Annotated in this window: 24 protein-coding genes; 18 read left to right on the top strand and 6 right to left on the bottom strand. The window is 56.3% G+C overall.

The annotated features are described in order from the left end of the window. The first annotated feature begins 192 nt into the window (after nucleotides 1-192). Nucleotides 193-1,278, top strand: coding sequence for a lysylphosphatidylglycerol synthase transmembrane domain-containing protein (locus tag EYB53_RS15905; protein ID WP_254151100.1), 1,086 nt, complete (start codon nucleotides 193-195; stop codon nucleotides 1,276-1,278). Further along, nucleotides 1,275-2,552 (top strand): NAD(P)/FAD-dependent oxidoreductase, encoded by a 1,278-nt coding sequence (locus EYB53_RS15900; RefSeq protein WP_135479411.1) that lies wholly within the window; start codon nucleotides 1,275-1,277, stop codon nucleotides 2,550-2,552. Before EYB53_RS15905 ends, EYB53_RS15900 begins: the two co-directional genes overlap by 4 nt. Before the next feature lie 74 nt (nucleotides 2,553-2,626). On the opposite strand, the gene ettA is transcribed toward EYB53_RS15900, so the two are convergent. Further along, on the bottom strand, nucleotides 2,627-4,300 hold the full coding sequence (gene ettA / locus EYB53_RS15895) for an energy-dependent translational throttle protein EttA (protein WP_135479410.1): 1,674 nt from the start codon (nucleotides 4,298-4,300) through the stop codon (nucleotides 2,627-2,629). Nucleotides 4,301-4,556: 256 nt separating this feature from the next. Between ettA and EYB53_RS15890 the strand changes: the two genes are divergently transcribed. The 4 genes from EYB53_RS15890 to EYB53_RS15875 all read left to right on the top strand — a co-directional run bounded on the left by EYB53_RS15890 (nucleotide 4,557) and on the right by EYB53_RS15875 (nucleotide 8,604). Continuing rightward, nucleotides 4,557-5,507, top strand: a complete 951-nt coding sequence (locus tag EYB53_RS15890) for an EamA family transporter (RefSeq protein WP_254151099.1) — start codon at nucleotides 4,557-4,559, stop codon at nucleotides 5,505-5,507. 13 nt (nucleotides 5,508-5,520) lie between these two features. Further along, nucleotides 5,521-6,603, top strand: coding sequence for a dipeptide epimerase (locus EYB53_RS15885; protein WP_135479409.1), 1,083 nt, complete (start codon nucleotides 5,521-5,523; stop codon nucleotides 6,601-6,603). A gap of 171 nt (nucleotides 6,604-6,774) precedes the next feature. Then, complete coding sequence (locus EYB53_RS15880; RefSeq protein ID WP_135479408.1) at nucleotides 6,775-7,353, top strand: ANTAR domain-containing response regulator; 579 nt, start codon at nucleotides 6,775-6,777, stop codon at nucleotides 7,351-7,353. Nucleotides 7,354-7,452: 99 nt separating this feature from the next. Continuing rightward, nucleotides 7,453-8,604, top strand: a complete 1,152-nt coding sequence (locus EYB53_RS15875) for a sugar phosphate nucleotidyltransferase (RefSeq protein WP_254151098.1) — start codon at nucleotides 7,453-7,455, stop codon at nucleotides 8,602-8,604. Nucleotides 8,605-8,678: 74 nt separating this feature from the next. Here the strand turns inward: EYB53_RS15875 and EYB53_RS15870 are convergent, their stop codons facing one another. Continuing rightward, nucleotides 8,679-9,833, bottom strand: a complete 1,155-nt coding sequence (locus tag EYB53_RS15870) for an iron-containing alcohol dehydrogenase (protein ID WP_135479407.1) — start codon at nucleotides 9,831-9,833, stop codon at nucleotides 8,679-8,681. 275 nt (nucleotides 9,834-10,108) lie between these two features. Between EYB53_RS15870 and EYB53_RS15865 the strand changes: the two genes are divergently transcribed. The 4 genes from EYB53_RS15865 (at nucleotide 10,109) to EYB53_RS15850 (ending at nucleotide 13,809) form a co-directional block, all read left to right on the top strand. Further along, entirely contained in the window at nucleotides 10,109-10,417 is a 309-nt protein-coding gene (locus EYB53_RS15865; RefSeq protein ID WP_135479406.1) for an FmdB family zinc ribbon protein, read from the top strand. A gap of 215 nt (nucleotides 10,418-10,632) precedes the next feature. Then, nucleotides 10,633-11,412: a serine O-acetyltransferase EpsC gene (gene epsC, locus EYB53_RS15860; RefSeq protein WP_135479405.1), complete on the top strand. Its 780-nt coding sequence runs from the start codon at nucleotides 10,633-10,635 to the stop codon at nucleotides 11,410-11,412. A 1-nt stretch (nucleotide 11,413) separates the two neighbouring features. Beyond that, a complete protein-coding gene (gene cysS / locus EYB53_RS15855) occupies nucleotides 11,414-12,829 on the top strand; it encodes a cysteine--tRNA ligase (protein ID WP_135479404.1) in 1,416 nt (471 codons plus the stop codon). Nucleotides 12,830-12,834: 5 nt separating this feature from the next. Next, nucleotides 12,835-13,809: a 50S ribosomal protein L11 methyltransferase gene (locus EYB53_RS15850; protein ID WP_135479403.1), complete on the top strand. Its 975-nt coding sequence runs from the start codon at nucleotides 12,835-12,837 to the stop codon at nucleotides 13,807-13,809. A gap of 20 nt (nucleotides 13,810-13,829) precedes the next feature. Here the strand turns inward: EYB53_RS15850 and ruvA are convergent, their stop codons facing one another. Then, nucleotides 13,830-14,423: a Holliday junction branch migration protein RuvA gene (ruvA, locus tag EYB53_RS15845; protein WP_135479402.1), complete on the bottom strand. Its 594-nt coding sequence runs from the start codon at nucleotides 14,421-14,423 to the stop codon at nucleotides 13,830-13,832. A gap of 183 nt (nucleotides 14,424-14,606) precedes the next feature. Here ruvA and EYB53_RS15840 point away from each other — a divergent pair, with 183 nt between their 5' ends. From EYB53_RS15840 to msrQ, 7 genes are all read left to right on the top strand, one after another. Continuing rightward, the gene (locus tag EYB53_RS15840; protein WP_135479401.1) at nucleotides 14,607-16,547 is read left to right on the top strand and encodes an ATP-dependent helicase; all 1,941 of its coding nucleotides are present in this window, start codon (nucleotides 14,607-14,609) and stop codon (nucleotides 16,545-16,547) included. A 96-nt stretch (nucleotides 16,548-16,643) separates the two neighbouring features. Next, the gene (locus tag EYB53_RS15835) at nucleotides 16,644-17,804 is read left to right on the top strand and encodes a pyridoxal phosphate-dependent aminotransferase (protein ID WP_135479400.1); all 1,161 of its coding nucleotides are present in this window, start codon (nucleotides 16,644-16,646) and stop codon (nucleotides 17,802-17,804) included. A gap of 50 nt (nucleotides 17,805-17,854) precedes the next feature. Then, nucleotides 17,855-18,199, top strand: coding sequence for a hypothetical protein (locus EYB53_RS15830; protein WP_135479399.1), 345 nt, complete (start codon nucleotides 17,855-17,857; stop codon nucleotides 18,197-18,199). 656 nt (nucleotides 18,200-18,855) lie between these two features. Further along, nucleotides 18,856-20,472 (top strand): C40 family peptidase, encoded by a 1,617-nt coding sequence (locus EYB53_RS15825; protein WP_135479398.1) that lies wholly within the window; start codon nucleotides 18,856-18,858, stop codon nucleotides 20,470-20,472. 192 nt (nucleotides 20,473-20,664) lie between these two features. Then, complete coding sequence (locus EYB53_RS15820; RefSeq protein WP_135479397.1) at nucleotides 20,665-21,732, top strand: glucose-1-phosphate thymidylyltransferase; 1,068 nt, start codon at nucleotides 20,665-20,667, stop codon at nucleotides 21,730-21,732. A gap of 22 nt (nucleotides 21,733-21,754) precedes the next feature. Then, on the top strand, nucleotides 21,755-22,684 hold the full coding sequence (gene msrP, locus EYB53_RS15815; RefSeq protein ID WP_135479396.1) for a protein-methionine-sulfoxide reductase catalytic subunit MsrP: 930 nt from the start codon (nucleotides 21,755-21,757) through the stop codon (nucleotides 22,682-22,684). Continuing rightward, the gene (msrQ, locus tag EYB53_RS15810; RefSeq protein ID WP_503827067.1) at nucleotides 22,677-23,288 is read left to right on the top strand and encodes a protein-methionine-sulfoxide reductase heme-binding subunit MsrQ; all 612 of its coding nucleotides are present in this window, start codon (nucleotides 22,677-22,679) and stop codon (nucleotides 23,286-23,288) included. Before msrP ends, msrQ begins: the two co-directional genes overlap by 8 nt. 6 nt (nucleotides 23,289-23,294) lie before the next feature. Here the strand turns inward: msrQ and EYB53_RS15805 are convergent, their stop codons facing one another. Then, nucleotides 23,295-23,576 carry a hypothetical protein gene (locus EYB53_RS15805; protein WP_135479395.1) on the bottom strand — a complete coding sequence of 94 codons (282 nt, stop codon included), beginning with the start codon at nucleotides 23,574-23,576 and terminating at the stop codon, nucleotides 23,295-23,297. Nucleotides 23,577-23,638: 62 nt separating this feature from the next. Between EYB53_RS15805 and EYB53_RS15800 the strand changes: the two genes are divergently transcribed. Next, nucleotides 23,639-24,367 carry a response regulator transcription factor gene (locus tag EYB53_RS15800; RefSeq protein ID WP_135479394.1) on the top strand — a complete coding sequence of 243 codons (729 nt, stop codon included), beginning with the start codon at nucleotides 23,639-23,641 and terminating at the stop codon, nucleotides 24,365-24,367. 5 nt (nucleotides 24,368-24,372) lie between these two features. Here the strand turns inward: EYB53_RS15800 and EYB53_RS15795 are convergent, their stop codons facing one another. Beyond that, nucleotides 24,373-24,894, bottom strand: coding sequence for a hypothetical protein (locus EYB53_RS15795; protein WP_216863670.1), 522 nt, complete (start codon nucleotides 24,892-24,894; stop codon nucleotides 24,373-24,375). Between the two features lie 85 nt (nucleotides 24,895-24,979). Beyond that, the gene (locus tag EYB53_RS15790) at nucleotides 24,980-25,555 is read right to left on the bottom strand and encodes an ANTAR domain-containing response regulator (RefSeq protein ID WP_097653236.1); all 576 of its coding nucleotides are present in this window, start codon (nucleotides 25,553-25,555) and stop codon (nucleotides 24,980-24,982) included. Between the last annotated feature and the right edge of the window lie 4 nt (nucleotides 25,556-25,559).

Below are 25,559 nucleotides of genomic sequence, written 5' to 3'. Positions count from 1 at the left end.
GCACCCCTTGCGGGTGCCCTGGTGGGGTGCATGCACGGAAGATGCAATCGCCCTACCTGCCCCGCATACGTATCTGTTCACGCTTGGGGGAATAGGCAAAGCCTGGGAGCGAGGGTGGGACGCCCTCGCTCCCAGGGCAAGTGTGAACACTTACCCGCATACCTTAGATTGACAGGGATCACGCACGGGGATATGATGAAGCGCTATAGTAGCTTACGTCATGGTAGGGAGGATCTGGTGCGTAGTTGGAAGTTGTGGGTTGGCCTGGGAGTAAGCGTTGTCTTTCTCGCGATTGCGTTGCGTGGGCTTGACCTGCGGCTGTTCTTGCAGACTCTTCGCACCGCGAATTACTGGTGGTTACTACCTGCCGTCATGGTCTATTTTGTGGGTGTCTGGCTGCGTACCTTGCGCTGGCAAGTGATGCTTGCGCATCTGGTACCCATACCTGCCCGACGCCTCTTTCCTGTGGTTGTTATTGGCTATATGGGCAATAATGTCTATCCCGCACGGGCCGGTGAAGTCTTGCGGAGCTATGTGCTCCGGCGGACAGAGGGCGTTGCGATGAGTGCCTCGTTGGCAACCGTCGTCATCGAGCGCATCTTTGATGGTCTGGTGATGTTGCTCTTCATCGGCATAACCCTGCCCTTTGCCCCCTTGCCCGCAGGTTTGCAAACCGTTGCCCTGGGTTTTAGTCTCTTCTTTGGCGTTGCTATGCTCATCTTTATGTTGCTAGCGGCTCGCCCGGCCCGCTTGAGTCAAAGCTATGCCCTCGTTGTGAACCATCTGGTGCCGTCTGGCCTCCGCCCAAAGCTGCACGGTCTCTTTGATCGCTTTGTCATTGGCCTGCAATCCCTCCGCAGTCCGCGTGATCTTGTGGCGATGCTCGGGCTCTCACTGCTCATCTGGTTGATCGAGACGTCCACCTACTGGCTGGTGCTCCAGGCCTTTCCCTTCACCGTCTCGTTTGCCGTCTTGATGCTGATGACCGCTGTCGTGAATCTCTTTACTACCATCCCCTCTACGCCAGGCTACATTGGCACCTTTCACGTCCCTGGTATTGCCGTCTTGATGCAGGCAGGTGTTACGCAGGCCCTTGCAACCGGGTATACTGTCGTGTTGCATATTGCCCTCTGGTTGCCGATTACACTGCTTGGGGCTGTCTATATGTTGCGCAAGAGTATCGGGTGGAGTGATATGGAGCAGGCCGCACGCTTGAAAGCTGAACAGGAGCGGAGCGACCGCGAGCGTGAGGATGTTGCGCCAGGAGTTGTGCCATGAAGATTGCGATTATTGGGGCCGGGGTAGCAGGGATGACGGCTGCGTATGATCTAGCGCAGGCGGGTCATCAGGTCATCATCTTTGAAGCTGCACCACTTGTCGGGGGGCTTGCCTCGGGTTTTCGTGACCCACGCTGGCAATGGCCGCTCGAGCGGTTCTATCACCATATTTTTGAGACGGATCGCGCCATTATTCAACTTGCCGAGACGATTGGCTTTGCCGATCGTCTCTTTTTTCGTAGCCAGGTAACGGCTCAGTGGTGGCAAGGGCGTGGCTATGACCTCAATGGGCCACGGCAGGTGTTGCAGTTTCCTGCCTTGCCCTTCCTTGATCGGGTGCGCTTTGGTGCGGTGGCCTTCTATCTGAAGTATGTCACGCGCAACTGGCAACGCCTCGAGCGTACGACTGCCGCACGCTGGACGTCACGCTGGGCCGGGCGCAATGTCTACGAGCAACTTTGGTTGCCGCTCCTCGAAGGCAAATTTGGCCCCCATGCGCAGACGGTGAATATGGCCTGGCTCTGGGCGCGCTTGCGCTCGCGGAGCTTCAAGCTCGGCTATTTCACCGGCGGGTTTCAAGCCTTTTGCGATGCGCTGCTTGCCCGCCTGCAGAGCCTCGGTGTCGAGGTTCGTCTGCGGGCACCTGTTACGGCGCTCCACCAGCTTGGCACCCGTTGGGAGGTGATCTGTGCGGGGTTGCCTGCTGAGACGTGTGATCGCCTGCTTGTGACGGGATCACCAGCGCTGCTGACGCACCTTGCCCCGCAGTTGCCTGAAGCCTACTTGGCGCAGCTCAATACGCTCGACTCGATGGGGGCGGTTGTTCTCACCCTGGCCCTCAAACGTCCGTTGACCAACGGCCTCTACTGGGTGAATATGCCCAAAGATCAGTTTCCCTACCTGGCACTGGTCGAACATACCAATTTCATCGCACCCGAGCATTACGGAGGCGACCATCTGCTCTATCTGGGTGATTATCTTGAACCCGACCACGAATATTTCCAGTTGAGCCGTGAGGCGTTGCTTGAGCGGTTTTTGCCCTCGCTGAAGCTGGTCAACCGGGCTTTCGAGCCTAGTTGGGTGCGTGACAGTTGGCTCCATCGTGAGCGCTATGCACAGCCAATTGTGCCGGTCAACCACAGCGCCAACATCCCACCGCTGCGCACCCCGCTCCCTGGTCTCTTCTGGGCTAGCATGAGCCAGGTCTATCCCTGGGATCGCGGGACAAATTTCGCCGTGGAACTGGGCCAACGGGTCGCCGCCACAATGCGTTAACCCAGCGTGCGCCGCATGGATCATACATGAAAAAAGATCAGCGCAGCTGATCTTTTTTCATGTATGATCCTTCTTTAGCGGACAAGCTTTTTATAGATGACACGGTGGGGTTGATCAGCCGCCGAGCCTTTGCGCCGGTGGTAGTCGGCTTCGTATTCAGAATAACTGCCGGGGAACCAGAACGCCTGGCTATCGTTCTCGAAGGCGAGAATATGGGTCGCAATACGGTCGAGGAACCAGCGATCGTGCGAAATGATCACGGCACAGCCGGCAAAGTTCTCGAGGCCCTCTTCGAGCGCTCGCAACGTATGCACATCGAGATCATTGGTTGGCTCGTCGAGCAGCAAGACATTCGCCCCCGACTTGAGCACCTTCGCAAGATGGACACGGTTGCGCTCGCCACCCGAGAGCGTGCCAACCAGTTTTTGCTGGTCACTCCCGGTGAAGTTAAAGCGTGCACAGTAGGCCCGTGAATTGATTTGGCGATTGCCGAGCACAATCAGATCGTTGCCTTCCGAAATCTCTTCCCAGACCGTTTTGTCAGGGTTGAGGGTATCGCGGCTCTGATCGACATAACCCAGGGTGACGGTTGAACCAATCGTCAGGGTGCCACTATCAGGTTGTTCGTTGCCGACAACCATACGAAAGAGGGTTGTCTTGCCGGCGCCGTTGGGCCCAATAATGCCAACGATGCCGCCAGGCGGCAGATCAAAACTGAGATTGTCGTAGAGGAGCCGATCACCGTACCCCTTGGCCAACCCCTCGGCCTTGATGACCACATCGCCGAGGCGGGGGCCAGCGGGCACAAAAATCTCCAACTCGCGATCCTGCTGCTCCTGGTTCTCACTAAGCAGCCGCTCATAGGCGCTGATGCGCGCCTTGCTTTTGGCGTGACGACCCTTGGGGGCCATATTGATCCAGTCGAGTTCGCGTTGCAGTGACTTCTGGCGCTGACTTGCCTGCTTTTCATTGGCGGCCACCTGCTGCTGCTTTTGTTCCAGCCAGCTTGAATAGTTGCCCCGCCAGGGAATACCGTGGCCTCGTTCAAGCTCAAGAATCCAGCCCGCCACATTGTTAAGAAAGTGACGGTCGTGCGTCACCGCAATCACCGTTCCCTTGTACTCTTGCAGGTGACGTTCAAGCCATGCGACTGACTCGGCATCGAGGTGGTTGGTCGGCTCGTCGAGCAGCAGAATATCAGGTGTCTGCAAAAGCAAACGACAGAGTGCGACCCGTCGCTGTTCCCCACCCGAGAGCACCCGGATCGGCGTATCGGCTGGCGGGCAGCGTAGGGCGTCCATCGCCAATTCCAGCTTGCTTTCCAGATTCCAGCCATCAACATGATCGATCTTTTCTTGCAACTCGCCCTGCTCGGCAATCAGCGCATCAAAGTCAGCTTCGGGATCGGCAAACTGTTCGGCGATTTCGTCGTAGCGCCGCATCAAAGCGACCGTCTCGGCCATACCCTGCTCGACAATATCACGTACCGTCAGGGTACCATCAAGCTGCGGCTCTTGCTCGAGCAAGCCAATCGTATACCCAGGGGCCAGCACCGTCTCGCCATTGAAATCTTTGTCGACCCCGGCGAGAATCCGCAGCAGCGAGCTTTTCCCTGAACCGTTCGCCCCAATAACTCCGATCTTGGCCCCGTAAAAATACGAGAGACTGATATTCTTCAGCACCTCCTTATTGGGTGGATGCAACTTGCTCACCCGGATCATCGAATAGATAATTTTCGTATCAGACACAACCGCTCCTTCAACTTCCAAAACCATCACGGCCCAAAGAATCGGGCAACCTGCACCGGAAAATCAACCACGACATGTCAAAGCTTATGCTTATAAGCGTGCATATCCTGTGCAGGGATAATGTAGCTTGTAACTCGGTGAGCCAACATTATACCATGTGGTGAGCGCGGCTTTAAACTTTGTTGTACCTGTGCGTTATAATACCGCCACTGCAATGGCGCACTGCAACCCTCTGTTTTATAGAAATCTGGGAATCATGAGCTCTTCTGTTACGCCTGTCCCGACAACGACCCGCGACGATAGCAGCAATGACTGGATCTGGATGGGCATAGCTCTGCTGGCCCACACTGGCTGGGGCGCGTATCCTGTTCTTGCCCGCTACCTTCAGACCGTCACGCTTCTGCCAAGTATGTCGCTGCTCGCGTTCGGCAACTTGATCGCTCTGGCTGTCTTTGCCCCCTTTGTGTTGCGTCGTCTGGATGGTCGCTTTTTGCTGCAACCTGCCATCTGGGCGTTTGCCTTTTTTGTGGTCTTGCGAGCGATTACCAATGTCCTGGCGGCACGCTATACTCTCGCTGTCTATGTGCAACTTATTACCCTGATGACGCCGCTGCTCGTCGCGCTGCTCAGTTTTTTGCTTTTTCGCGATCGCCTGCCCCCCTACACCTGGACGGCGATTGGCTTTTCGCTGCTCGGCTCGTTTTTGTTGATGAGTGGTGATTTGGCCGGGCAAGGTTTCACGCTGGCGCTCACGACCAGTGATTGGATCGGCATTGGCCTGGCTATCGTCTCGACGATCAGCCTGGGATTTTATATGATCTTGATCCCGCGCACCGTCAAGTCGGCTATTCCCGGTGAAGCGGTGATGCTGGTACAATTGACCGTACTGACCCTGACGACTGGGATGATCAGCCTTCTGATCGGCGAAGATTGGAGCCGGTATGCGGTGATCGGGGTCGCCGATTGGGCTATCTTCTTTGGGTTTGTCGTCTTTGTTATGCTCGGTTCCAACCTTGGGCAGATCGCGGCCCTACGCCACCTTGGTGCGCCGCTTGTCAGTAGCACGATGGCCTGGCGGCTCATTGCAACGCTTGTGCTCGCTGCTTTGCTGCTTGGTGAACGCCTCACCTCGTTCTGGCAAGCCCTCGGGGCCCTGATTGTGCTGGCAACCATTACGATCTATCTGCGCTTGCAACGCAGTTTTTAGAACAACGATGAGCATGAGCGCAACAACAATCCACAACCTGACCGTCGAGCCACTCGATATCCCCTTGTTAATGCCCTTTGGGATTGCCGGTGGGTCGCAGGAGATCGCCCGCAATCTGTTGGTACGGATCGAGCTCGCTGATGGTACGCTTGGGTATGGTGAAGCCGCACCTTTCCCTGCATTTAATGGCGAAACGCAAGCGAGTGCCCAGGCTGCTATTGAAAGCGTACGTTCCATCATCGAGGGGGCGGATGTCCGTGAGTGGCGCCCCCTGGCGCGTGCGCTGTGTGAGCCGTTGATGAAGCACGGGAGTGCGCGTTGTGCTATCGAAACAGCCATCTTGGATGCGTTGACCCGGCATGTTGGCATGCCGCTCTATGTCTTTTTTGGTGGCGCAGGCAGTGTGCTCGAGACCGATATGACGATTACGACCGGCAGTCCCGAAGACGCATCAACCGCAGCGCTGGCGATCCTCGATCGCGGTATTCGGATGATCAAAGTCAAGATTGGTGGTGGTGATCTCGATCTTGACCTGCGCCGCCTCATTGCTGTTCACGCTGTTGCGCCCGACGCACCGCTGATGCTCGATGGCAACGGCGGAATGCGCGCCGACGAAATGTTGGCGCTGCTTGGTGCTCTGCATGCCCAGCAGATCCACCCGGTTTTGATCGAGCAACCTGTCCCTGGCGATGATTGGGAAGGGATGAATCAGTTGGCCCGCTGGTGTGGTGCCCCGGTTGCCGCTGATGAAACCGCTTCGAGTGCGGCGAATGTCTTGCGCCTGGCCCACGAACGGGCTGCTCAGGTCGTCAATATCAAGTTGATGAAATGCGGTGTCGTCGAGGCGCTTGATATTGCGACGATCTGCCGTGTAACCGGCCTCCGCTTGATGATTGGCGGCATGGTCGAGTCTCTCCTGGCGATGACGATGTCGGCCCATTTCGCCGCAGGTATCGGTGGGTTTGAGTTTGTTGATCTTGATACGCCAATGTTTATGGCTGAAAATCCGTTTGTTGGTGGCTTCCAGCAACAGGGTGGACGCCTTGATATCGGGCATATCACTGCGGGACACGGCGTTACGCCACGTAGTGGGTAGCAATAGATCCAAGTGCTACCCCTGTGTCATTGTGCAATGGTACCGTAGGAAACGCAGGGCGCAACGTGGTATCCTGTTGCTACTATATAATAATAATTGCAATGTAGCTCATCTGTGTGTCTAATGCGGCACTCATATGGGCTTTTTGCTTTGCTTACAACGAGAAAGCCTATGACTACGCGCATCTTGATTGCTGATGATGAACCACTCATTCGCATGAATCTCCGTGAGATCCTGCAAGAACAGGGCTATCTCGTCGTCGGTGACGTTAGTGATGGGCAGAGTGCGTTCAATCTGACGCGCCAACTCCGCCCTGATCTTGTGATCCTTGATGTCAAAATGCCGGTTGTGGATGGGCTGACCGCCGCCCGTATGATCCACGATGAACGGCTCGCCCCGGTCTTGTTCCTTACCGCTTACAGCTCGCGTGAACTGGTGATGCAGGCCCGCGAGGCCGGTGTGCTTGGCTATTTGACCAAGCCTGTTCGTGAAACCGATCTGATGCCCCTGATCGAGGTCACGACGGCCCGTTGGAAGGAACAGATGAACCGCTATCGTGAATTGCACCAGTTACGTGATCGCATCGAGACGCGCAAGCTTATCGAGCGCGCCAAGGGGTATCTGATGGATCGCCAGGGCCTCAGTGAAGGCGAGGCGTTTCGCAAGATCCAGCAACTCGCGATGAATAGCCGCAAAACCATGCGTGAAGTCGCTCAGGCTATTTTGCTCACCCAGCAGTTGACGGCGTAATCATCAGAAAAGAGCCGTGCTTGCGCACCATTGGCCCGCAAGCACGGCTCTTTTTCTGGTATCCTTGAGCCATGACGCATCCAGTTGATGGAGGGTTGCATGGCTCATCATGATACGATGACACACGCTTGTACGACGCGGCACGCGGTCATTCTGGCGGCTGGCGAGTCGAAACGTACACGACCGCTTACCTTGCTGCGCCCCAAGCCGCTGATTCCTCTGCTTGGACGCCCGCTGCTCACGCATATTCTTGATGAACTGGTAGGCCTCGTTGACCGTGTCACCCTAGTGGTGGGCTATCGGGCCGACCAGATCGAAGCGACCTTTGGCGCAGACTATCAGGGCATTGCCCTGCGCTATGTGCGGCAAGAGGTTGTCAACGGCACGGCAGGTGCCTTGCTTGCGGCACAACCGGTTGATGAGCCCTTTTTTTTGCTGTATGGCGATAATCTCGTTGCCCAGGCCGATCTGCTCGGGGTGTGCCAGAGCCGCTATGGGGTCGCCGGGTTACGGGTGGCTGATGCCCGATCCTTCGGCGTCCTCCAGATTGTTGACGGCAAGGTTTATGGGATGCTCGAAAAGCCTGCCGATCCACCGCCTGATGCGCTTGCCAACCCCGGGATCTACCAGTTTGATCAGGTGGTCTTCCCGCTAGTCGAAACCATTACACCGTCACCACGCGGCGAACTGGAATTGACCGATCTGATTGCCCTGCTCGCCGCCAGGCATCCTGTGCGCCCACATATTTGCACGGGCTTCTGGGTTCCTGTTGGCAACCCCTGGGAAGCCCTGAGCTCGGCCCAGTTTCTGGTTATGCGCCAGGCGCACCTCCGGGCCAGCATTGATCCGTCGGCAACCCTGCACCCTGAAGCACAGCTTGAGGGTGCGGTTCATATTGGCAAAGCCGTGATCGAAGCTGGGGCACGTCTGATTGGTCCCGTTGCCATTGGTGATGGCTGTATCATCAAAGCGGGCGCAACGGTTCAAGCCTCGGCACTTGCCTCTGGGGTTGTTGTCGGGGAAGGTGCTACCATCCAGGCGAGTTGGCTCGACGAACATGTTGTGATTGGTGATAAAGCCACCCTGACAGCCACTATCTTTGAAGAGGTTCAACCAACCGTCGAAACCCGTGGCTTGCTCACCGTAACCCAACTCAAAACCCGTGGCGCCATTCTTGCCTCGGGTGTAACTGTCCCCCCTGGGGCCCAGATCGCTCCAGGCACCATCCTTGCGCAAGCGCGGTCAGCTTAAGCCCGTTGCGCCAGCGCAGCCACATTCATTCAGTTGCGGTGCAGCGCGCCAGCGCTGCACCGCAACTGAATCTCTTACCACATCTCACGCAGCAGATCGAGCAACTCCTCTTCGGTCGCGACACGTGGATTATTGAAAATCGCAGGCTCAACGACCGAGAGGCCGGCCAGCTCGGGCAAGGCCGACTCGGGCACATCAACATCACGCAGACGGGTTGGCAAACCACAGTCAACCGCGAGCGTTCGCACGGCGTTGATGCCATCAGCGATGACCTCTTCGTCACTGCGGCCGCCGGCATTCACCCCCATTGCATGGGCGATCCGCACATACCGTTCAGGTGCGACCACGCTGTTGAATTGCATGCCATATGGCATAACGAGCGCATTGAGTGTTCCATGATGCACCGGGAACATGGCCCCGACAGCGTGCGAAATCGCGTGGATCACCCCAAAGAAACTGTTCGAACAGGCAATGCCCGCCATACATGCCGCAATCAGCATATGGCCCCGTGCTTCGAGATTGGTGCCATCATTGACGGCATCACGGAGATGGGTCGCAATCAAGTCAATAGCTGCCAGGGCCAGGCTATCACTGAACGGATTATTATCGGTCGAAACAAAGGTCTCAATCGCATGCGATAGTGCATCCATGCCGGTTGCCGCTGTCAGACGAGGCGGCATGGTCAGGGTCAACTCGGGATCAAGCACCGCAAGATCGGGATAGATAAAGCGGCTACTATAAATGATCTTGCGGTGTTCATCTTCATTGAGAATAACGGCAATCGACGTTACTTCACTGCCGGTACCGGCTGTGGTCGGGACGGCAATGAGCGGCATCAAACGTTCAGTCAACACATTGTAGCCCTCGTAATCGAGGATATCCCCCCCCATCGTCGCCACAATGCGCATGCCCTTGGCCGTATCAATCGGGCTACCCCCGCCAATCGCAATCAGCACATCAGCCTGCGCCTCACGCACGGCCTGGGCCCCCTGCATCACCACCCGCACCGACGAATTCGATGGCACATCATCAAGCACGCCGACTACCTCGGCACTGCCTTCAAGCCCGGCAAGCACAGTGCTCAGCAGGCCAGCCGCAACGACGCCCTTGTCGGCCACCACAAAAACCCGTTTTGCTCCCATATCTTCAATAACCTGGCCGAGCTCGTGTGCTAGACCAGCCTTGTAGAGAACGCGCCCACCCAGGCCAAACTCGAAAAACTCCTGCATGCTGACCATCCTTTGGTTGTAGCGGCTTTGCTTCCTCTTCTATTATACGCGGGCTGTGAAGAGGGGAAATTCTCGTGCTTCGCTGGTGCAAAAGCCAGCATAGCTGGCTTTTGCACCAGCGAAGCACGATTTCTAACAGAGTTCTAATTGCATAGGAACAAAACTTCAGGTACAATACCAAATAGCAAATCTACAACGATGTGGTGTTGAGGAGGGCTTCTGCCCTCCTTGATCGTGGGGTTTCGACTAAACTATCAGATGGAGGTACTTCACTTATGCCTACTTACGTCTATGCCTGTGATGCTTGTGGCAAACAGTTTGAGCAGTTTCAGAGCTTCAAAGATGAGCCCCTGACTGTCTGTCGCTGTGGCAGCAGTGGTACGGTACGGCGGGTGATCCAGCCTGCCGGGATCGTCTTTAAGGGCTCAGGCTGGTATATCAACGACAGCCGCGGGACAGGTAGCAGCACGGTTGGTGCCGATGCTGCCAAAAAGACTGATGAGAAGGCTGATGTGGTTGCGACAACCGAGAAGACCGATAGTGGTGCAGCGACCACAACTTCGTCTGATACCACGACCCCGTAGGTGGCAGTACCGCCCTGGGTTCTCTGTTCACCAGGGTTTACCACCACCCTCTTCATTGCGCGGTAGCATGCTATCGCGCCTTTTTTGCATGGATGCGCTCAGCCTGACTTTCCGTTTTGGGTGCTGGTGTAGCCAGGGGCACTGTATGTCACAGTGCCCCTGATGCGCTGTTCCGTCGCTCGTCTTCGTCGGAAGTTTACCCAACGGGAGGGAAAATGGCTACGTATTCTTTGCTGCGCGTCTTGCGTGATGATATCCGTGCGATTTTTCGTAATGATCCGGCCGCCCGCAATCTCGCCGAGGTGCTGCTCTATCCTGGGCTGCACGCGATTGTCTTGCACCGCTTGGCCCACGCCCTCTGGCGGCGCAAAACCCCTTTTTTACCACGCTTGATTTCGCAGTATGCACGCTTTCTTACAGGTATCGAGATCCATCCCGGTGCGTGTATTGGGAGCGGTTTTTTCATCGATCATGGGATGGGTGTTGTGATTGGCGAAACCACCGAGATTGGCAATGATGTGATGCTTTATCAGGGCGTTACCCTTGGTGGTACTGGTAAACAGCAGGGTAAACGTCACCCAACCCTCGCTGATAAGGTTGTTGTTGGCGTTGGCGCAAGTGTGCTCGGGGCCATTACGGTCGGTGAAGGCGCCCGTGTCGGTGGGGGCGCTGTGGTGGTGAAGGATGTCCCTGCCCACGCCACCGCGATTGGTGTGCCCGCCCGCATCGTGGCGACCCGTGACCCCGCCACCGGCGAAACCCGCCGCGTCGAGAGTTTGCCTGACCCTGAAGGCGAAATGCTCCGCGGTCTCCGCACCAAGATCTTGGAACTCGAAATGCGCCTCGCTGATCTCGAAGAGGCGACCCACGTGTATCATCTCGAGCACCATCTGACCTACGATGCGTTGCCCGAGAGCCTCTGGTGTATCCTGGAAGAAGAAGAATATCGCAATGGCGTTGCCGATGGCGAATATAGTCAGGGTGGGGGAATCTAAGATGACGATCATGCTCTATAACTCGCTCACCCGCAAGATCGAACCGCTGGAGACAATTGAGCCAGGTGTCGTGCGGATGTATGTCTGTGGGGTGACCCCGTATGACGAAGCCCATATCGGTCATGCGATGTCGGCCATTGTCTTTGACGTGATCCGGCGCTATCTTGAGTATCGTGGCTACACCGTGCGCCATATCGTCAATTTTACTGATGTGGACGATAAGATCATTGCCCGCGCCGCGACGGTGGGCGTCGATCCGTTGCACCTGTCGGCCCAACTCGCCGAAGAGTTCCTCGCCCAGTTGCAGGCGCTCAATGTGTTGCCCGCCACGGCCTATCCCCGGGTTAGTCAGACGATCCCCGAGATCTGTGCGTTTGTCGAGGGCTTGATCGACAAGGGGTATGCCTATCCTGCCGAGGGGGATGTCTATTTTCGGGTTCACAAGGACGAAGATTACGGCAAACTCTCGGGGCGCTCGCTTGATGATATGTTCACCGGAACCCGCTTTGAGGTTGATCCACGCAAAGAGTCACCCGCTGATTTTGCCCTTTGGAAAGCGGCTCGCCCCGGTGAACCGGCATGGCAGAGTCCGTGGGGCGAAGGCCGCCCGGGTTGGCATATCGAATGCTCGGCGATGTGCATGAAGCATCTCGGTGAGCAAATGGATCTTCACGGCGGCGGCAGCGATCTCGTCTTTCCTCATCACGAGAATGAAATTGCGCAGAGCGAGAGTCTGACTGATAAGCAGTTTGCACGCTTCTGGGTGCATAATGGCATGCTGCAACTTGTCAATCCAGTGACGCGCCAGGTCGAGAAGATGTCTAAGTCACTCGGCAATGTGGTGACGATTGCGAGTTTCCTCGATCAGTATGACGCGGATGTGCTGCGCCTCATTGTGCTCGGTAGTTCCTATCGTAGCCCCCTAACCTACAATGCCGCAGTTGCAGGTGATAACGCCCGTAAACTCGAACGTTTGTTGACGGCCTTGCAACCGCCTGTAGGTTCAGTGGAGACCGGAGAGGCTGTGGCGGATCTCGCCAGCGCCGTAACTACGACGCGTGAAAGCTTCACCAGGGCGATGGATCAGGACTTCAATACCTCAGGGGCAGTTGCTTCGCTCTTTGATCTGGTACGGGCGATCAATAGCGCCCGTGATACGGGCGTAGGTGGCCCACCATTTGCTGATGCCCAGGCTGCGCTGCGCGAACTTGGTGGGGTTCTAGGCCTGCGCCTCGATCCGTCGCAACGTGAACGTAACCAGGATATCGCTCCGTTTATTCAGTTGCTGATCGAGTTGCGGGCCGAGTTGCGCATATCGAAGCAGTACGCTCTGGCCGATCATGTGCGCATACGGCTCGCCGAACTTGGCATTACACTCGAAGATGGCCCCCAGGGGACACGGTGGAAGATAGGGTAGCCTGTATGACGGCATGGTTGGAGTGTTCGGTTGAGGTTGATCAAGAGGCGGTCGAGTCAGTTGCCGAAGTGCTGGCTCGTTATGGCTACAATGGCGGGGTGGTGGTTGAACCAGCCTGGACACCAGGCGACGAGGGGCCGGAATTTCGCTACGATCCGAGCCGCCCGGCTATTTTGCGTACCTATCTACCCCTCGATGCACAGTCCGAAGAGGTGCGGCAACGCATCGAGCAGGCCCTCTGGTATCTGGGTCATATGCGCCCGGTTGGCCCACTCCAGGTGCGTACGCTCGCTGAAGAGGACTGGGCTAATGCGTGGAAAGAGCACTACACGGTCATGCATATTGGTGCGCGTACCGTGATTGTGCCTTCGTGGTTAGAACATGAAGCCCGCCCCGAGGAGGTTGTTCTGCGCCTCGACCCTGGCATGGCGTTTGGCACGGGCCTTCATCCGACAACGCGCCTTTGCCTGAGCCTCCTCGAGCAGTATGTGCAACCGGGGATGCGAACCCTCGATCTGGGTACCGGTTCGGGGATTCTGGCGATTGCCGCAGCCAAACTCGGTGCCCGGCCAGTATTTGCGCTTGATAATGATCCTGTTGCCGTCCAGGTTGCCGCTGAAAATGTAGCCCACAACGGGGTTCATACGGTTGTTGAGGTGGCTGAGGGCAGTCTTGGGGCGGGACGGCGGATGGGTCACTGGCTGAGTGGCGACTTTGGTGAGGAGGTGCCGGTGCAACCTGTTGAGACCAGCGAGGCCTCGCCTGGCTTTGCATTAATTGTCGCCAACCTGATCGCCCGGGTTCTGATCACGCTTGCAGATGATCTTGCAGCGAACCTGGAACCCGGCGGCATCTTGATCAGCAGTGGCATTATCAATACCCGCGAAGCAGAGGTCACGTCCGCGCTCGCCGCAGCGGGCCTACACCTGCGCGAACGCCACAGTGAAGGTGAATGGGTTGCCCTCGTGCATCAGGTCTGAGCAACCGTTCTCACGTCTCGTCAGGCACTACCAAAATAACGCAGAGCCAGGCGTAGCCGCTCTTCAAGCTCAGTAGGTGCATCAGCCGGGATGGCGGCCAGGGCTGCGACCGCCTCGGCCTGCGTATAGCCGAGACTCGTGAGGAGTTCGGCTAGTTCCGTATTGAGCGCGGTGACTGCTGGCGGCACACCAGGTGCTGTCGGCAACCCTTTGAGCTCAATTTTGCCCTTGAGTTCGAGCGAAATGCGCTCGGCTGTCTTCTTGCCAATCCCCGGCACGCGTGCCAGCGTGGTGATATCGCCCTGAACAATCGCGACCCGAAGCGCATCAAGATCCCCGGTTGACAAGAGATTCAAGGCTACCTTTGGCCCGACCCCGGCCACGGTCAGGAATAACTCGAAAAGCTGGCGCTGTTCGACCGTCACAAACCCATACAGGGTCATACTATCTTCGCGCACCAGCAGCAAAGTATAGAGAAACAGCGCATCGCCAGGCGATCCCACGTTGCTCAGCACCGTACGTGGCACATAGACGAGATAGCCAACCCCTCCTGTCTCAAGTACCAGGTGATCAGCCCCCAGTTGAGTGAGGGTTCCCCGCAATGATGCGATCATAAGCTTCCTGCCAGCGGTCTTCCTTCACGTCCTGCGGTGGGCGCAGGACAAGTATACCACCCTCGTGTACATGGGCGAGGTGTGGTAAGATGCAAGCTTATCAGTTGTTCGCCAAACTGACACCTGATGAGGAAAACAGAGGCTGCTGAACAAGCGATCCGGCGGCAAACGTAACATATTTCTATGGATGCTCTGAGTAACGTAAATGAGGCGCAACGAGCGGCGATTACGGCCCCCATTGGCCCGGTGCTGGTGCGGGCAGGGGCAGGGAGCGGTAAGACCCGCGTGTTGACCTTGCGGATTGCGTATCTGATCGAACAGCACCGTGTGAAGCCCGACGCGATTCTGGCGCTGACCTTTACCAATAAAGCGGCGAAAGAGATGCGTGAGCGCCTGCGCCAGCAGATCGGGCGAGGGGTACGTGGTCTGGTGACCGGAACCTTTCACGCCGTCTGTGCGCGGTTGCTGCGCGAGGAGATCGATGGACGTATTGGGAGTTATACCGGGGCCTTCTCGATTTATGCTGCCGATGAACAACTTCAACTCGCCACCGATGCCCTCGCCAACACAACCGAACGCCCTCCCGTGTTGATTGAAGCCGATGAGGTCCTGCGGCGCATTTCACGGGCCAAGAGCCGGATGCTTTCACCGCGCTTGATGGCACGCCTGAGCCCCGACCCGGTTGACCGTTTTGTCGCTGGATGCTATCGCCGCTATCAGCGTGCTCTTGAACAGGCTAATGCCCTTGATTTTGACGATCTTATTCTGCTGACCCATCGGCTATGGCACGAACACCACGATGTACTTGAAGCATGCCAGGCCCGCTGGCGCCATGTGCTGGTTGATGAATATCAGGATACTGACCCAAGTCAACATGCGCTCGTTGAGTTGCTCACGCGGCCTGGGGATGCCAATGGGCAGACGCGCTCGCTCTTTGTGGTGGGCGATGGAATGCAGAGCATCTACGGTTTCCGCAATGCTGATCATAGCATCATCACCCGCTTTGCGCACGACTTCCCTGAAGCGCAGGTGATCGAACTTCAGACCAATTATCGTTCGCGTCAGCCGATCCTTGATGCCGCCTATGCCGTCATTCGGCATAGCCGCAGCGTGGCCCCGATGAACCTCCAGGCGGCCCGCAAGGTGCTGCCTGGGGATCGTTGCCTCTTGATCAACGAGGCAAAGAATGGCCGTGAAGAGGCCGAACAGATTGCACGGACAATCAGCGAGTTGCAGCAGCAGGGCCGTCCGCTCCGTGAGATGGCGATTCTCTATCGGACGCGCCATATGAGTCGTCCGCTTGAAACCGCCTTGCGCCATGCCCGCCTGTCTTACGCGGTGCGGGGCAGCGTCGGCTTCTATGATCGGGCCGTTATTCGTGATGCGCTGGCCTTCTTGCGGGTCATCAATAATCCGGCTGACAACCTCAGTTTCAATCGGATCGCCAATGTCCCCCCGCGAGGGCTTGGCGCACAGGCGCTGGCACGGTTAACTGACGTTGCCAGGCATGCAGGACTGAGTCTGGTTGCAAGTTTGAGCCATCCTGAAGCGCAGAAGAGCCTGTCACCCAAAGCGGCCGAGGGGGCGCGCCGTCTCGCGAGTCTCTTTGCCCGCTGGCAACGTATGGCCGAGGGGACAACCCCACCGGATCATCTCCTGGCTGATGTACTCGAGCAGAGCGGCTATATGACGGCCCTGGAACAACGGTTCAGTCCCGAAGAACTACCCGAGGCGCGTGCGCACCTGCAAGAACTGATGCTGGCCGCCGAAGAGCATACCGATCTGCGTTCGCTGCTGCAAGAGATCGCCCTGCTCACCTCAGCCGATACTGGCGACGAAGCTCGCGATCAAGTTCAGTTGCTCACGATTCATGCGGCTAAAGGCCTCGAATGGCCCTTTGTCTTTGTCACCGGCCTCGAAGAGAAGACCCTCCCCCACGAGCGGAGTATGGGGAGTAGCGAAGGGATCGAAGAGGAGCGCCGGCTCTGTTATGTAGCCCTGACTCGTGCTGGTGAGCGCCTCTATCTTTCGTGGGCGCCGGGGCGGAATCGAGGACAACAACTGAAACCCTCGCGTTTCCTGGATGAAATCATCGCGTATGGGCGTGAACGTGGGCATCGCTAGGGCGAGACCCTGGTATTAGTGTGGATCGATCAGCGTGGTAAGATAAGTTTGCACCAGGATGTAATTGATGGTGCAGCCAAGTGTCAGGAGTTTTCCATGTCCTCCGAGCGTATCTCGCGTCGTGTCCGCGGCATTCCTCCCTCTGGTATTCGACGCTTTTTTGATATTGCAGCCACCATGCCCGATGTGATCTCATTGGGGGTTGGTGAACCAGATTTTATGACGCCCGCGGCGATTCGTCAGGCAGGACAACGGTCAATTGATCAGACAACCGCCTACACATCAAACTCGGGGCTGTACGAACTCCGTGAAGCCGTTGTCGAGCATCTGAAGCAGCGCTACAACGTCATGTATGATGCTGAACACGACGTCCTCATGACCGTTGGCGTGAGCGAAGCAATGGCGGCGACTGCGCTCGCTCTCTTTGACCCTGGCGATGAAGTCTTGATGCCCGAGCCATGTTTTGTGGCCTATATGGCCAGTGTGCAACTGGCCGATGCGCGTCCAGTCTATGTGCCCACCCAGGTCGAAGAACGTTTCCAGGTAACCGGGGCGGCGCTCGAAGCAGCGATCACCCCGCGTACCAAGGCCATTATGATTGGCTATCCCAACAACCCGACCGGGGCGGTCCTCTCGCCGGAACGGATGCATGAAATTGCCGAGGTTGCGAGACGCCACGATCTGCTTGTCCTTTCGGACGAGATCTATGACCGACTTGTCTATGGTGTCGAGCATACCTGCTTTGCTTCCTTGCCAGGGATGCGTGACCGCACCGTCTTGTTCGGTGGTTTCTCGAAAGCCTATGCAATGACGGGTTGGCGCCTGGGTTGGATGGCCGCCCCCGAAGAAATCACGGCTGCTGTACGCAAAGTGCATCAGTATGCCATCATGTCGGCCCCGACGATGAGCCAGTATGCAGGGATCGAAGCGCTGCGCCATGGGGAAGCAAGTGTGCAGGCAATGGTCGCTGAATATGATCGGCGTCGCCGCGTGATTGTGGACGGGTTGAATACGATTGGTCTCAAGACCTTTGAACCACAGGGCGCCTTTTATGCGTTCCCCTTTATCGGACACCTTGGGATGACGAGTGAGCAATTTTGTGATCGACTGCTCGCAGAAGAGCATGTCGCGGTCATCCCTGGCGATGCCTTTGGCCCCAGTGGGGCGGGGTATGTTCGTGCATGTTATGCAACGTCCATGGAAAAGATCGAAGTTGCGCTTGAAAGGATCGAGCGTTTTGTGCGGCGCATTGCGTAGCGCCCGCAGAACCGCTTGCATCTCATCCGATGCGCAGGAGGAACAAGACAATGTCTGTACCGGTTACCACCTCATCATCTGGCCCTTCAACCACCGTCATCAAGGGTGAACTTCATTGTGCCTTAACTGGTAAATCAATTGGCCCTGAGCACGCGTACTGGGCACCACCCCTCATCACCACCCGTCAGTTGATCACAACCTTTGTTCAGACCCTCTTCACGAATCCTGGGGCGCTTGGTGAGGTTTTGCTGGGCGAGTTGCCAAATGTTCCCTATGACCCCGCTGTCCGTCAGGAATTAGGCAACCGTCGTACCGCTGAACAACTCAAATTGCTCGTCTTTTTGCTTATGATTGCTGCAGTGCTGATCGTCCCGATGATGTTGATTGTCTGGTAATAAGTGAGGTCTGAGGCTGCAGGCCCCAGCGCATGGTGTTTACGGCATCAATTCGACACCCGGCGCTTCGTTGAGATAGTACTATAGTCATAGTCCGTAGACCTCAAACCGTCAGCTAGCAACTGACAATGATTATCAGCTTACGCAGCATCATATCAGCCATCGTTCAGACCAGCGCCATGTGACTGAGAACGGCTCATTGCAGCTACCTGTAGACCCGGGCAATTGATGTGTAGTCGAAAAAGTCTTGACACTAATCCTGGCTCGCGCAAGAGGCTACGTAGACTATTTGGCATTCTAATGCACAAAAACGACTGGATCACAGGTACTATTGACAGAATGCGTGACATATCTTAAACTTAGATTTACCATTTTGGCGCACAGTGATTGTGTAGCCTCCCCACATAACTAACGCTTGCACGTGCGATGAAAGCGGATGTGGGGCAGCAAACTCAAAGTCGGTCACTTTCCCAGCACGGTAACAACCCACTTAACACCTGATACGGCTCTGAGAATTGCAGGGTGTGCAGACCTGTGTTATATTCAGGTTCCTCGTTCCTGATAGCCAGTGAAGGCGCAAAGGCACCCCGATTGTGTTGTGGGCATAAGACCTGCGCATATGCGCCGTATGGATTACAAGTGAGGTACATTGCTCCATGATCGAGCTTAATCGCAATCAGCCTTCTTCAGACCTGCGCAGTAGCACTGAACATCTGCAACAACAAGCGTCAAGACGCCATGATCGCTACCGTCAGCAGAGTCACCCTTTCGCCGGCCTTGGTTCCAAGGGCATCATTGCCTTTCTCCATCCCCGAACCTGGGTTTCGTATCTTCCGACACGCTTTATTCTCCACGCGATCATTGCGTTGATGATCCCTCTGGCATTGCTGCTGAGTCAGTTGCCAACCACAGTTCCCATTGCTCCTGCTCCCGAAGCGAGTGCGCTCATTTTGCCGGGAGAGTCTGCTTTTGGTTCGGTCGCGTTGCAGATCGAAGATGGTGTGCCGCTGGTCGGTGATCCTCCGCTTGATGAGCACGACGCGCTGCCGGTTCCTATTTCGCTCTCTTCGCGCACTGAATTGCTTGCACCATTGATTGTTCCCGCTACCATTGCAGGTGATAGTGTGCGGCTGCGGAATGGTCCTGGCCTTGCCTATGATGATGTTGAACGTGTTCAGGTTGGTACCGAAATTGAGGTTGTCGCCCGGTTTGAAGAGTGGCTCCAGATTCGTCGTGTCGGCGAAGGGACACTGTACTGGGTCTCGGCTGAACTGGTCAATATTCCTGAGGCCGTTGTCTATACGCTCAATCAGGTTTCTGCTGACGTTATTCCGCCGCCCCCGCCGCCCAAAATTGGCGTGGTGCGCGAAGAAAGCCTGAACCTGCGTGATGGCCCCGGGGTCAACTATGTGAGTATGGCCAAAATGACTGCCGGTCAGGAACTGACCCTCATCCAACGGTACGAGGAGTGGTTCCTGGTCGAGTATGGCTCTCAGTATGGCTGGGTCACGTCAGAGTTTCTGAATATTGTTGATGGTGTCATCGAGCGCATTCCAATTGCCGCCTCCATTCCTGATCCCAATCCTCCCCTGGTGGGCATGGTACTGGAAAACCGAGTCAACCTGCGCCGTGGTCCGGGTTCTGCTTATGACCGGGTTGGTTCGGTCAACGCAGATAATAACGTGAAGTTGCTTGCCCGCCATAAAGATTGGTACCGGGTTGAACTCGAAAATGGAACCCGTGCCTGGATCTTCTCGGATCTGCTGCGGGTGTCGCCAATGGCGGCCCGCCGTGTGCCCGTTACCAATGATATCCCTGCGCTGCCTGTGCGTACTGCGGTGGCGCAGACACGGAGCAGTGGCGGCGGCGGTGCTGCCGTTAGTGTGCCTGCGAGTGGCGATGTCGCAAGCTATGCGGTGCAGTTTATTGGTTCACGGTATGTCTGGGGTGGCAGCAGCCCCCGGGGCTTTGATTGCAGTGGCTTGACCAGCTATGTCTATCGTCAGTTTGGGGTTAATCTGCCTCATAGTGCTGCCGGTCAGTACAGCACACGCTATGGTGCGATGATTGGCAGTATGGGCAGCCTTGCCCCCGGTGACTTGATGTTCTTTGCTAATACCGGTGGGCGTCGTGGCATCAGCCACGTGGCGATCTATCTTGGCGGTGGCCGGATGGTTCACGCGATGACCCCCAGCTATGGCGTGCAGGCTTCAAGTATCTGGAGTAGCTACTGGCAGAATACGTTTGTCGGTGCTATTCGTCCGTATCGTTAGATGATGGCGCGGGCTACCGCCCTGAACATCCTGATGGGTGCAGAAGAGGCCAGCATTGCTGGCCTCTTCTGCATCCATCAACAGTTTACCTGGCAAGTGCCATGCGGTTGCAACGCATTGTGTACATGCAACACGCGGATACTGGTACAATAGAAGCATGGGTTATGGCCGTGGTTATTGAAAGGTTGTTGCATGAAAGGGCTCGTGCTGAGTGGAGGCAAAGGAACACGCCTTCGCCCGATTACCTATACGAGTGCCAAGCAGCTCGTTCCTGTTGGCAATAAACCGGTTCTCTTTCGTGTGATTGAAGCGATCAGGGATGCCGGGATCGGGGATATTGGGATCGTGATTGGTGACACCGGCGACGAGATCAGGGCGGCTGTTGGCAATGGACGCCGCTGGGGGGTGCAGATTACCTATATCGAGCAGGATGCGCCCCTCGGTCTGGCCCACGCGGTCAAGATTAGTCACGATTTTATTGGCGATGACCGTTTTGTGATGTTCCTCGGTGATAATTGTATCCAGGGCGGCATCAGTCCCTTGATCCAACAATTTGGACATAGCGATTTCAATGCCCAGGTGGTGCTCAAACAGGTCGCTGATCCTCGGTCGTTTGGCGTCGCTGAACTGGACGAAAATGGACGGATCGAGCGCCTGGTCGAAAAGCCCCGTGATCCCCAAAGCGATCTGGCCCTGGTCGGGGTCTATATGTTTGACCACCACATTTTTGAGGCTGTGCATAGCATTACGCCCTCGCTGCGTGGCGAACTCGAGATTACTGATGCCATTCAGTGGCTCATTACGTCGGGCTATCAGGTCTTCCCCTATATCCACGATGGCTGGTGGATCGATACCGGGAAGAAAGACGATATGCTTGAAGCCAATCGCCTCGTGCTCGAGGAGATGCAGCCAGTTGTCCATGGGTATGTTGACCGCGACTCGAATCTGATTGGCAAGGTGATTGTCGAGGCTGGGGCCGAGATTATTAATTCAACCATCCGTGGTCCGGCCATTATTGGTGAACAGACCCGGATTTTGAATGCCTATGTCGGGCCTTTTACGTCCATTTATCATCACTGTCTGATCGAAGATAGTGAGGTCGAACATAGCATCGTGCTGGAACATAGCACGATCCGTGGTATGCCTGCACGCATTGAGGATAGCCTGATCGGGCGTAATGTGACGGTGACACGTAGTCCACTCAAGCCGAAGGCGTATCGGTTGCTGATCGGCGATAATAGTACCGTGGGAGTGCTCTAAACTATCTGGAGATGGAGGGGGTGTGCAGAAAATTCCGTCCTCGGAGATCACGTCCGAGGGTTTGTATCTGTCGCGCCGGGCGTTGCTCGGGGCTGCCGGCACGTTGAGTGCGGCAGCCTTGCTGGCGGCGTGCGGTAGCGACACGTATGTTTCACCTGAAGTTCTTGAGCAAGAGGCTGCTGGACTAACGGATGAACTGGGCGCTCCCTTGAATAGTTTTCAAGCCATCACAACCTACAATAACTATTATGAGTTTACGACGGATAAACAGGGCGTTGCCCGGTTAGCCGCTAACTTTCAGACGTCACCGTGGGAACTGGAAGTTAGTGGCCTGGTCAACAAGCCGCGTATCTTTGCGCTGGAGGATCTGCTTGCGTTTGAGCAAGAAGAACGCATCTATCGGTTACGTTGCGTAGAGGCCTGGTCAATGGTGATTCCGTGGCTCGGGTTTCCCCTGCATCGTTTGCTCAAGCTTGTTGAACCACGCCCCGAGGCAACGTATGTGCGCTTCGAGACCGTCTATCGCCCGGAAGAGATGCCAGGACAGAAGGATCGCTTTTATCCGTGGCCGTATGTGGAAGGGCTGCGCCTTGATGAAGCGATGCACGATTTGACCCTCCTTGCCACCGGGTTGTATGGTCAGACCCTGACGGCCCAGAGTGGTGCCCCAGTGCGGCTTGTGGTACCCTGGAAATATGGCTTCAAGAGTATCAAGGCGATCGTCAAGATCGAACTGGTCGACACGATGCCAACCTCGCTCTGGATGGCGCTGGCCCCCAATGAGTACGGTTTTTACGCCAATGTCAATCCCGACGTGGCTCACCCGCGTTGGTCTCAGGCCAGTGAACGACGCATTGGTGAGCAAGGACGCCGCCCGACCTTGATGTTCAATGGCTATGAAGATCAGGTTGCAGCGTTATATCAAGATCTTGATTTGCGGGTGAATTATTAAGCGAGAACGTACATTCATCAAGCGCCAGATCCTTGATCTTATCGTAACGATCGTGGCACTCTTGCCGCTGGGGCTCATCTTTTTTGATGCTATGACGGGGCGGTTGAGTGTCAACCCGATCCAGGAACTCATCCTGCGCACAGGCAAGCCGGCCCTCGTGCTGCTGATCGCCTCGCTAGCCTGTACGCCACTCAACGTACTCTTTGGGTGGAAATGGATCATGGCAGCACGCAAGCCCCTCGGTCTCTACAGCTTTGGCTATATCGTGCTGCATCTCTTCCTGTTTGTGGTGGTGGATTACAGCCTGGATCTTGGCTTGATCAGCCAGGCGGTACGTGAAAAACGGTACGTTTTGGCAGGGATGGCTGCTTTCTTGCTCCTGGTTCCGCTTGCCCTGACGTCCAACGGGGCAGCGATGCGGAAACTCGGGCGCTGGTGGCGGCGTTTACACCGCCTCGTCTACCTGGCGGCCATCCTTGCCGTCTTGCACTATCTGTGGCTAGCGAAGGTCATCCGTGAACCTGTTATCTACGGGGTCATCTTACTCGCCTTGCTTGCCCTCCGGCTTCCCATCATTCGGCGCACGTTGCTACGGCGCACGTAAGCGAGCTCAGCGCCCACGGGGGCGCTCGGAAGTCAATCCGCGGAGGCCGAGCCAGATACCGAGGGCAAACCCACCGCCGATGCTCAACAGGGCAAACATTGACGCTGGTCCATAGACGATTGCTGCTGCGCGGAGGGCACCGGCGAGCAACAGGGCAATAATCCAGCCCATAAAGAAGAGGCGCTGACGAGACTCTGGCCCGAACCACTCTGGTCGCCCCTGAGCAACCAGATACCCAATACCGCCCGCGATTGTGAGGAGAAGAAGGTTAGTGATCAGAACTTGCATTGCTCTATGATAGCATAGCTTGTACCTGGTGTGAACGTCGGCTATAAGGACAGGATCGTTGTATGTCAGAGCTCAAAGACAAACTGGTGTTAGTCGTTGATGATGAGCCGCGTATGGTCAGTTTTATGCGGATGAATCTTGAACTCGAGGGGATGCGTGTGGCGACTGCCTCGAATGGCCGCGAGGCCGTTGATCAGGTTCGTGAGACAATGCCAGATATTATCCTGCTCGATATTATGATGCCGGTACTCGATGGCTTCGAGGCATTGCGCCGGATTCGTCAATTCACGCAGGTACCTGTCATTGTCCTGACGGCCAAGGACGAGGAAGAAGATCGTATTCGCGGGCTAGAGCTGGGGGCTGATGATTATGTGGGCAAACCTTTCAGCCATCGTGAACTCGTGAGCCGGATTCGGGCCGTGCTGCGCCGTCACTATGCTGCACCTCCGGTGCCACAGACACTGGTACAGGTTGACGAACGCCTGAGCATTGACTTTGCCCGTCGTGAGGTGCTTGTCGAAGGTGAACGGGTCAATTTGCGGCCCACTGAATATCGCCTGCTCTACCATCTGGTGCAACATGCTGGTTATGTTCAGACGCACGAGATGTTGTTGTCGAAAGTCTGGGGACCAGAATACCGCGACGAGAACCACTATCTGCGCCTTTACATTACCTATTTGCGGCAGAAACTGGAAAAAGATCCGGCCAATCCGCGCTATATCCTCACCGAGCGTGGCGTCGGGTATCGTTTTGTTGCTTTTGATGAGGCATCCGAAAAAGCGACGGGGTAAGGGTTTCAGGCTTCGACGAGACTGAGGATGAGGCGTCGGATCTGGCGGAGGCGCCGGTCACTCCCTTCGGGGCGGAGGCGGAGTTCGTCGCGGAGTTGGCTGATCTGCAGGCGGAACGAGTCGATCGGGCCTTTGTCCTGCTCGGCGCTGAAGGCATAGGCGCGATCAAGCGAACGATAGACCAGCATCAGGGTGCGGTCTGCTTCATCGAGATCATTCGCCTGCAATGCGGCAAGCACATCATCAATCTGCGCGACTGCGCGCAGGAGATAGATCACGCTCCAGAGGCGTCGTTGTTCAGCCTGGAGATCAAGAATATCGAGGCGTAGGGCACTCTCGTCAACCATAGTCGGGGGAGGCGTTGCTGGAGGCACAGGCGTTGGCAACGGTGTGGTTACTGGCGTAGGCTGCACCTCAGTTGCAGGTTGCGCAACAGAGGGAGGCGTCACTGACGTTGGCGAGAAGAACCATGCCTGAAACGCAAGGCTGACAAAAACGGCTGCGATTGCCGTTACAACAAACGGCAATGCAGCCCTGATCCACGACCGCGCAGCAGATTCTGGCGGTGCTGATGAATCCGCAGAGGGCTGAGGCTCTTCGGACACAGAAGACCTAGATCTCGTTGGCCAGAATAATGGCCTGCGCGATCTCTTTCATCGACTTGCGCGTATTCATCGAGAGTTGCTGGATCTTGCGAAACGCTTCAGCCTCTTTGAGCCCCTGGGAATCCATAAGAATCCCCTTGGCTCGTTCGACCAGCTTCCGCGTATCAAGGGTCTCCTTCAGATCGGAAATTTCGCGATCCATCTCAAGAAACTCTTGATAGCGAGCCATAGCGATCTCAATTGCCGGCAGCAACTCAGCCTCGCGGAAGGGCTTGACCACATAATTGACCACGCCGGCCTCTTTCGCGCGTTCGACCAGATCGCGATCAGAATAGGCAGTCAAGAGCAGGACTGGAGCGATTTTTTCTTCGGTCAAAATCTTGGCAGCTTGGATGCCATCCAGCTTGGGCATCTTAATATCCATGAGCACCAGGTCAGGCTGCAACTCACGGGCAAGATGGACGACACTGCCACCATCACCAGCCTCTCCGACGACAAGATAGCCAAGACCCACGAGAGTCTCTTTCAGGTTCATGCGAATGATTGACTCATCATCGGCAATGACCAGACGTGTCTGGGCCATACGG

It is taken from the genome of Candidatus Chloroploca mongolica (assembly GCF_004762035.2).
GTDB lineage: Bacteria > Chloroflexota > Chloroflexia > Chloroflexales > Chloroflexaceae > Chloroploca > Chloroploca mongolica.
The sequence above is the reverse complement of the archived record's forward strand: the minus strand, read 5'-3'. Positions and strand labels throughout refer to the sequence as shown.

What these genes read in the sequence shown, in the direction of transcription:
- EYB53_RS15905 (WP_254151100.1), top strand. Translation starts at nt 193, where the DNA reads ATGATGAAGCGCTATAGTAGCTTACGTCATGGTAGGGAGGATCTGGTG.
- EYB53_RS15900 (WP_135479411.1), top strand. Translation starts at nt 1,275, where the DNA reads ATGAAGATTGCGATTATTGGGGCCGGGGTAGCAGGGATGACGGCTGCG.
- EYB53_RS15890 (WP_254151099.1), top strand. Translation starts at nt 4,557, where the DNA reads ATGAGCTCTTCTGTTACGCCTGTCCCGACAACGACCCGCGACGATAGC.
- EYB53_RS15885 (WP_135479409.1), top strand. Translation starts at nt 5,521, where the DNA reads ATGAGCGCAACAACAATCCACAACCTGACCGTCGAGCCACTCGATATC.
- EYB53_RS15880 (WP_135479408.1), top strand. Translation starts at nt 6,775, where the DNA reads ATGACTACGCGCATCTTGATTGCTGATGATGAACCACTCATTCGCATG.
- EYB53_RS15875 (WP_254151098.1), top strand. Translation starts at nt 7,453, where the DNA reads ATGGCTCATCATGATACGATGACACACGCTTGTACGACGCGGCACGCG.
- EYB53_RS15870 (WP_135479407.1), bottom strand. Translation starts at nt 9,833, where the DNA reads ATGCAGGAGTTTTTCGAGTTTGGCCTGGGTGGGCGCGTTCTCTACAAG.
- EYB53_RS15865 (WP_135479406.1), top strand. Translation starts at nt 10,109, where the DNA reads ATGCCTACTTACGTCTATGCCTGTGATGCTTGTGGCAAACAGTTTGAG.
- epsC (WP_135479405.1), top strand. Translation starts at nt 10,633, where the DNA reads ATGGCTACGTATTCTTTGCTGCGCGTCTTGCGTGATGATATCCGTGCG.
- cysS (WP_135479404.1), top strand. Translation starts at nt 11,414, where the DNA reads ATGACGATCATGCTCTATAACTCGCTCACCCGCAAGATCGAACCGCTG.
- EYB53_RS15850 (WP_135479403.1), top strand. Translation starts at nt 12,835, where the DNA reads ATGACGGCATGGTTGGAGTGTTCGGTTGAGGTTGATCAAGAGGCGGTC.
- ruvA (WP_135479402.1), bottom strand. Translation starts at nt 14,423, where the DNA reads ATGATCGCATCATTGCGGGGAACCCTCACTCAACTGGGGGCTGATCAC.
- EYB53_RS15840 (WP_135479401.1), top strand. Translation starts at nt 14,607, where the DNA reads ATGGATGCTCTGAGTAACGTAAATGAGGCGCAACGAGCGGCGATTACG.
- EYB53_RS15835 (WP_135479400.1), top strand. Translation starts at nt 16,644, where the DNA reads ATGTCCTCCGAGCGTATCTCGCGTCGTGTCCGCGGCATTCCTCCCTCT.
- EYB53_RS15830 (WP_135479399.1), top strand. Translation starts at nt 17,855, where the DNA reads ATGTCTGTACCGGTTACCACCTCATCATCTGGCCCTTCAACCACCGTC.
- EYB53_RS15825 (WP_135479398.1), top strand. Translation starts at nt 18,856, where the DNA reads ATGATCGAGCTTAATCGCAATCAGCCTTCTTCAGACCTGCGCAGTAGC.
- EYB53_RS15820 (WP_135479397.1), top strand. Translation starts at nt 20,665, where the DNA reads ATGAAAGGGCTCGTGCTGAGTGGAGGCAAAGGAACACGCCTTCGCCCG.
- EYB53_RS15805 (WP_135479395.1), bottom strand. Translation starts at nt 23,576, where the DNA reads ATGCAAGTTCTGATCACTAACCTTCTTCTCCTCACAATCGCGGGCGGT.
- EYB53_RS15800 (WP_135479394.1), top strand. Translation starts at nt 23,639, where the DNA reads ATGTCAGAGCTCAAAGACAAACTGGTGTTAGTCGTTGATGATGAGCCG.
- EYB53_RS15790 (WP_097653236.1), bottom strand. Translation starts at nt 25,555, where the DNA reads ATGGCCCAGACACGTCTGGTCATTGCCGATGATGAGTCAATCATTCGC.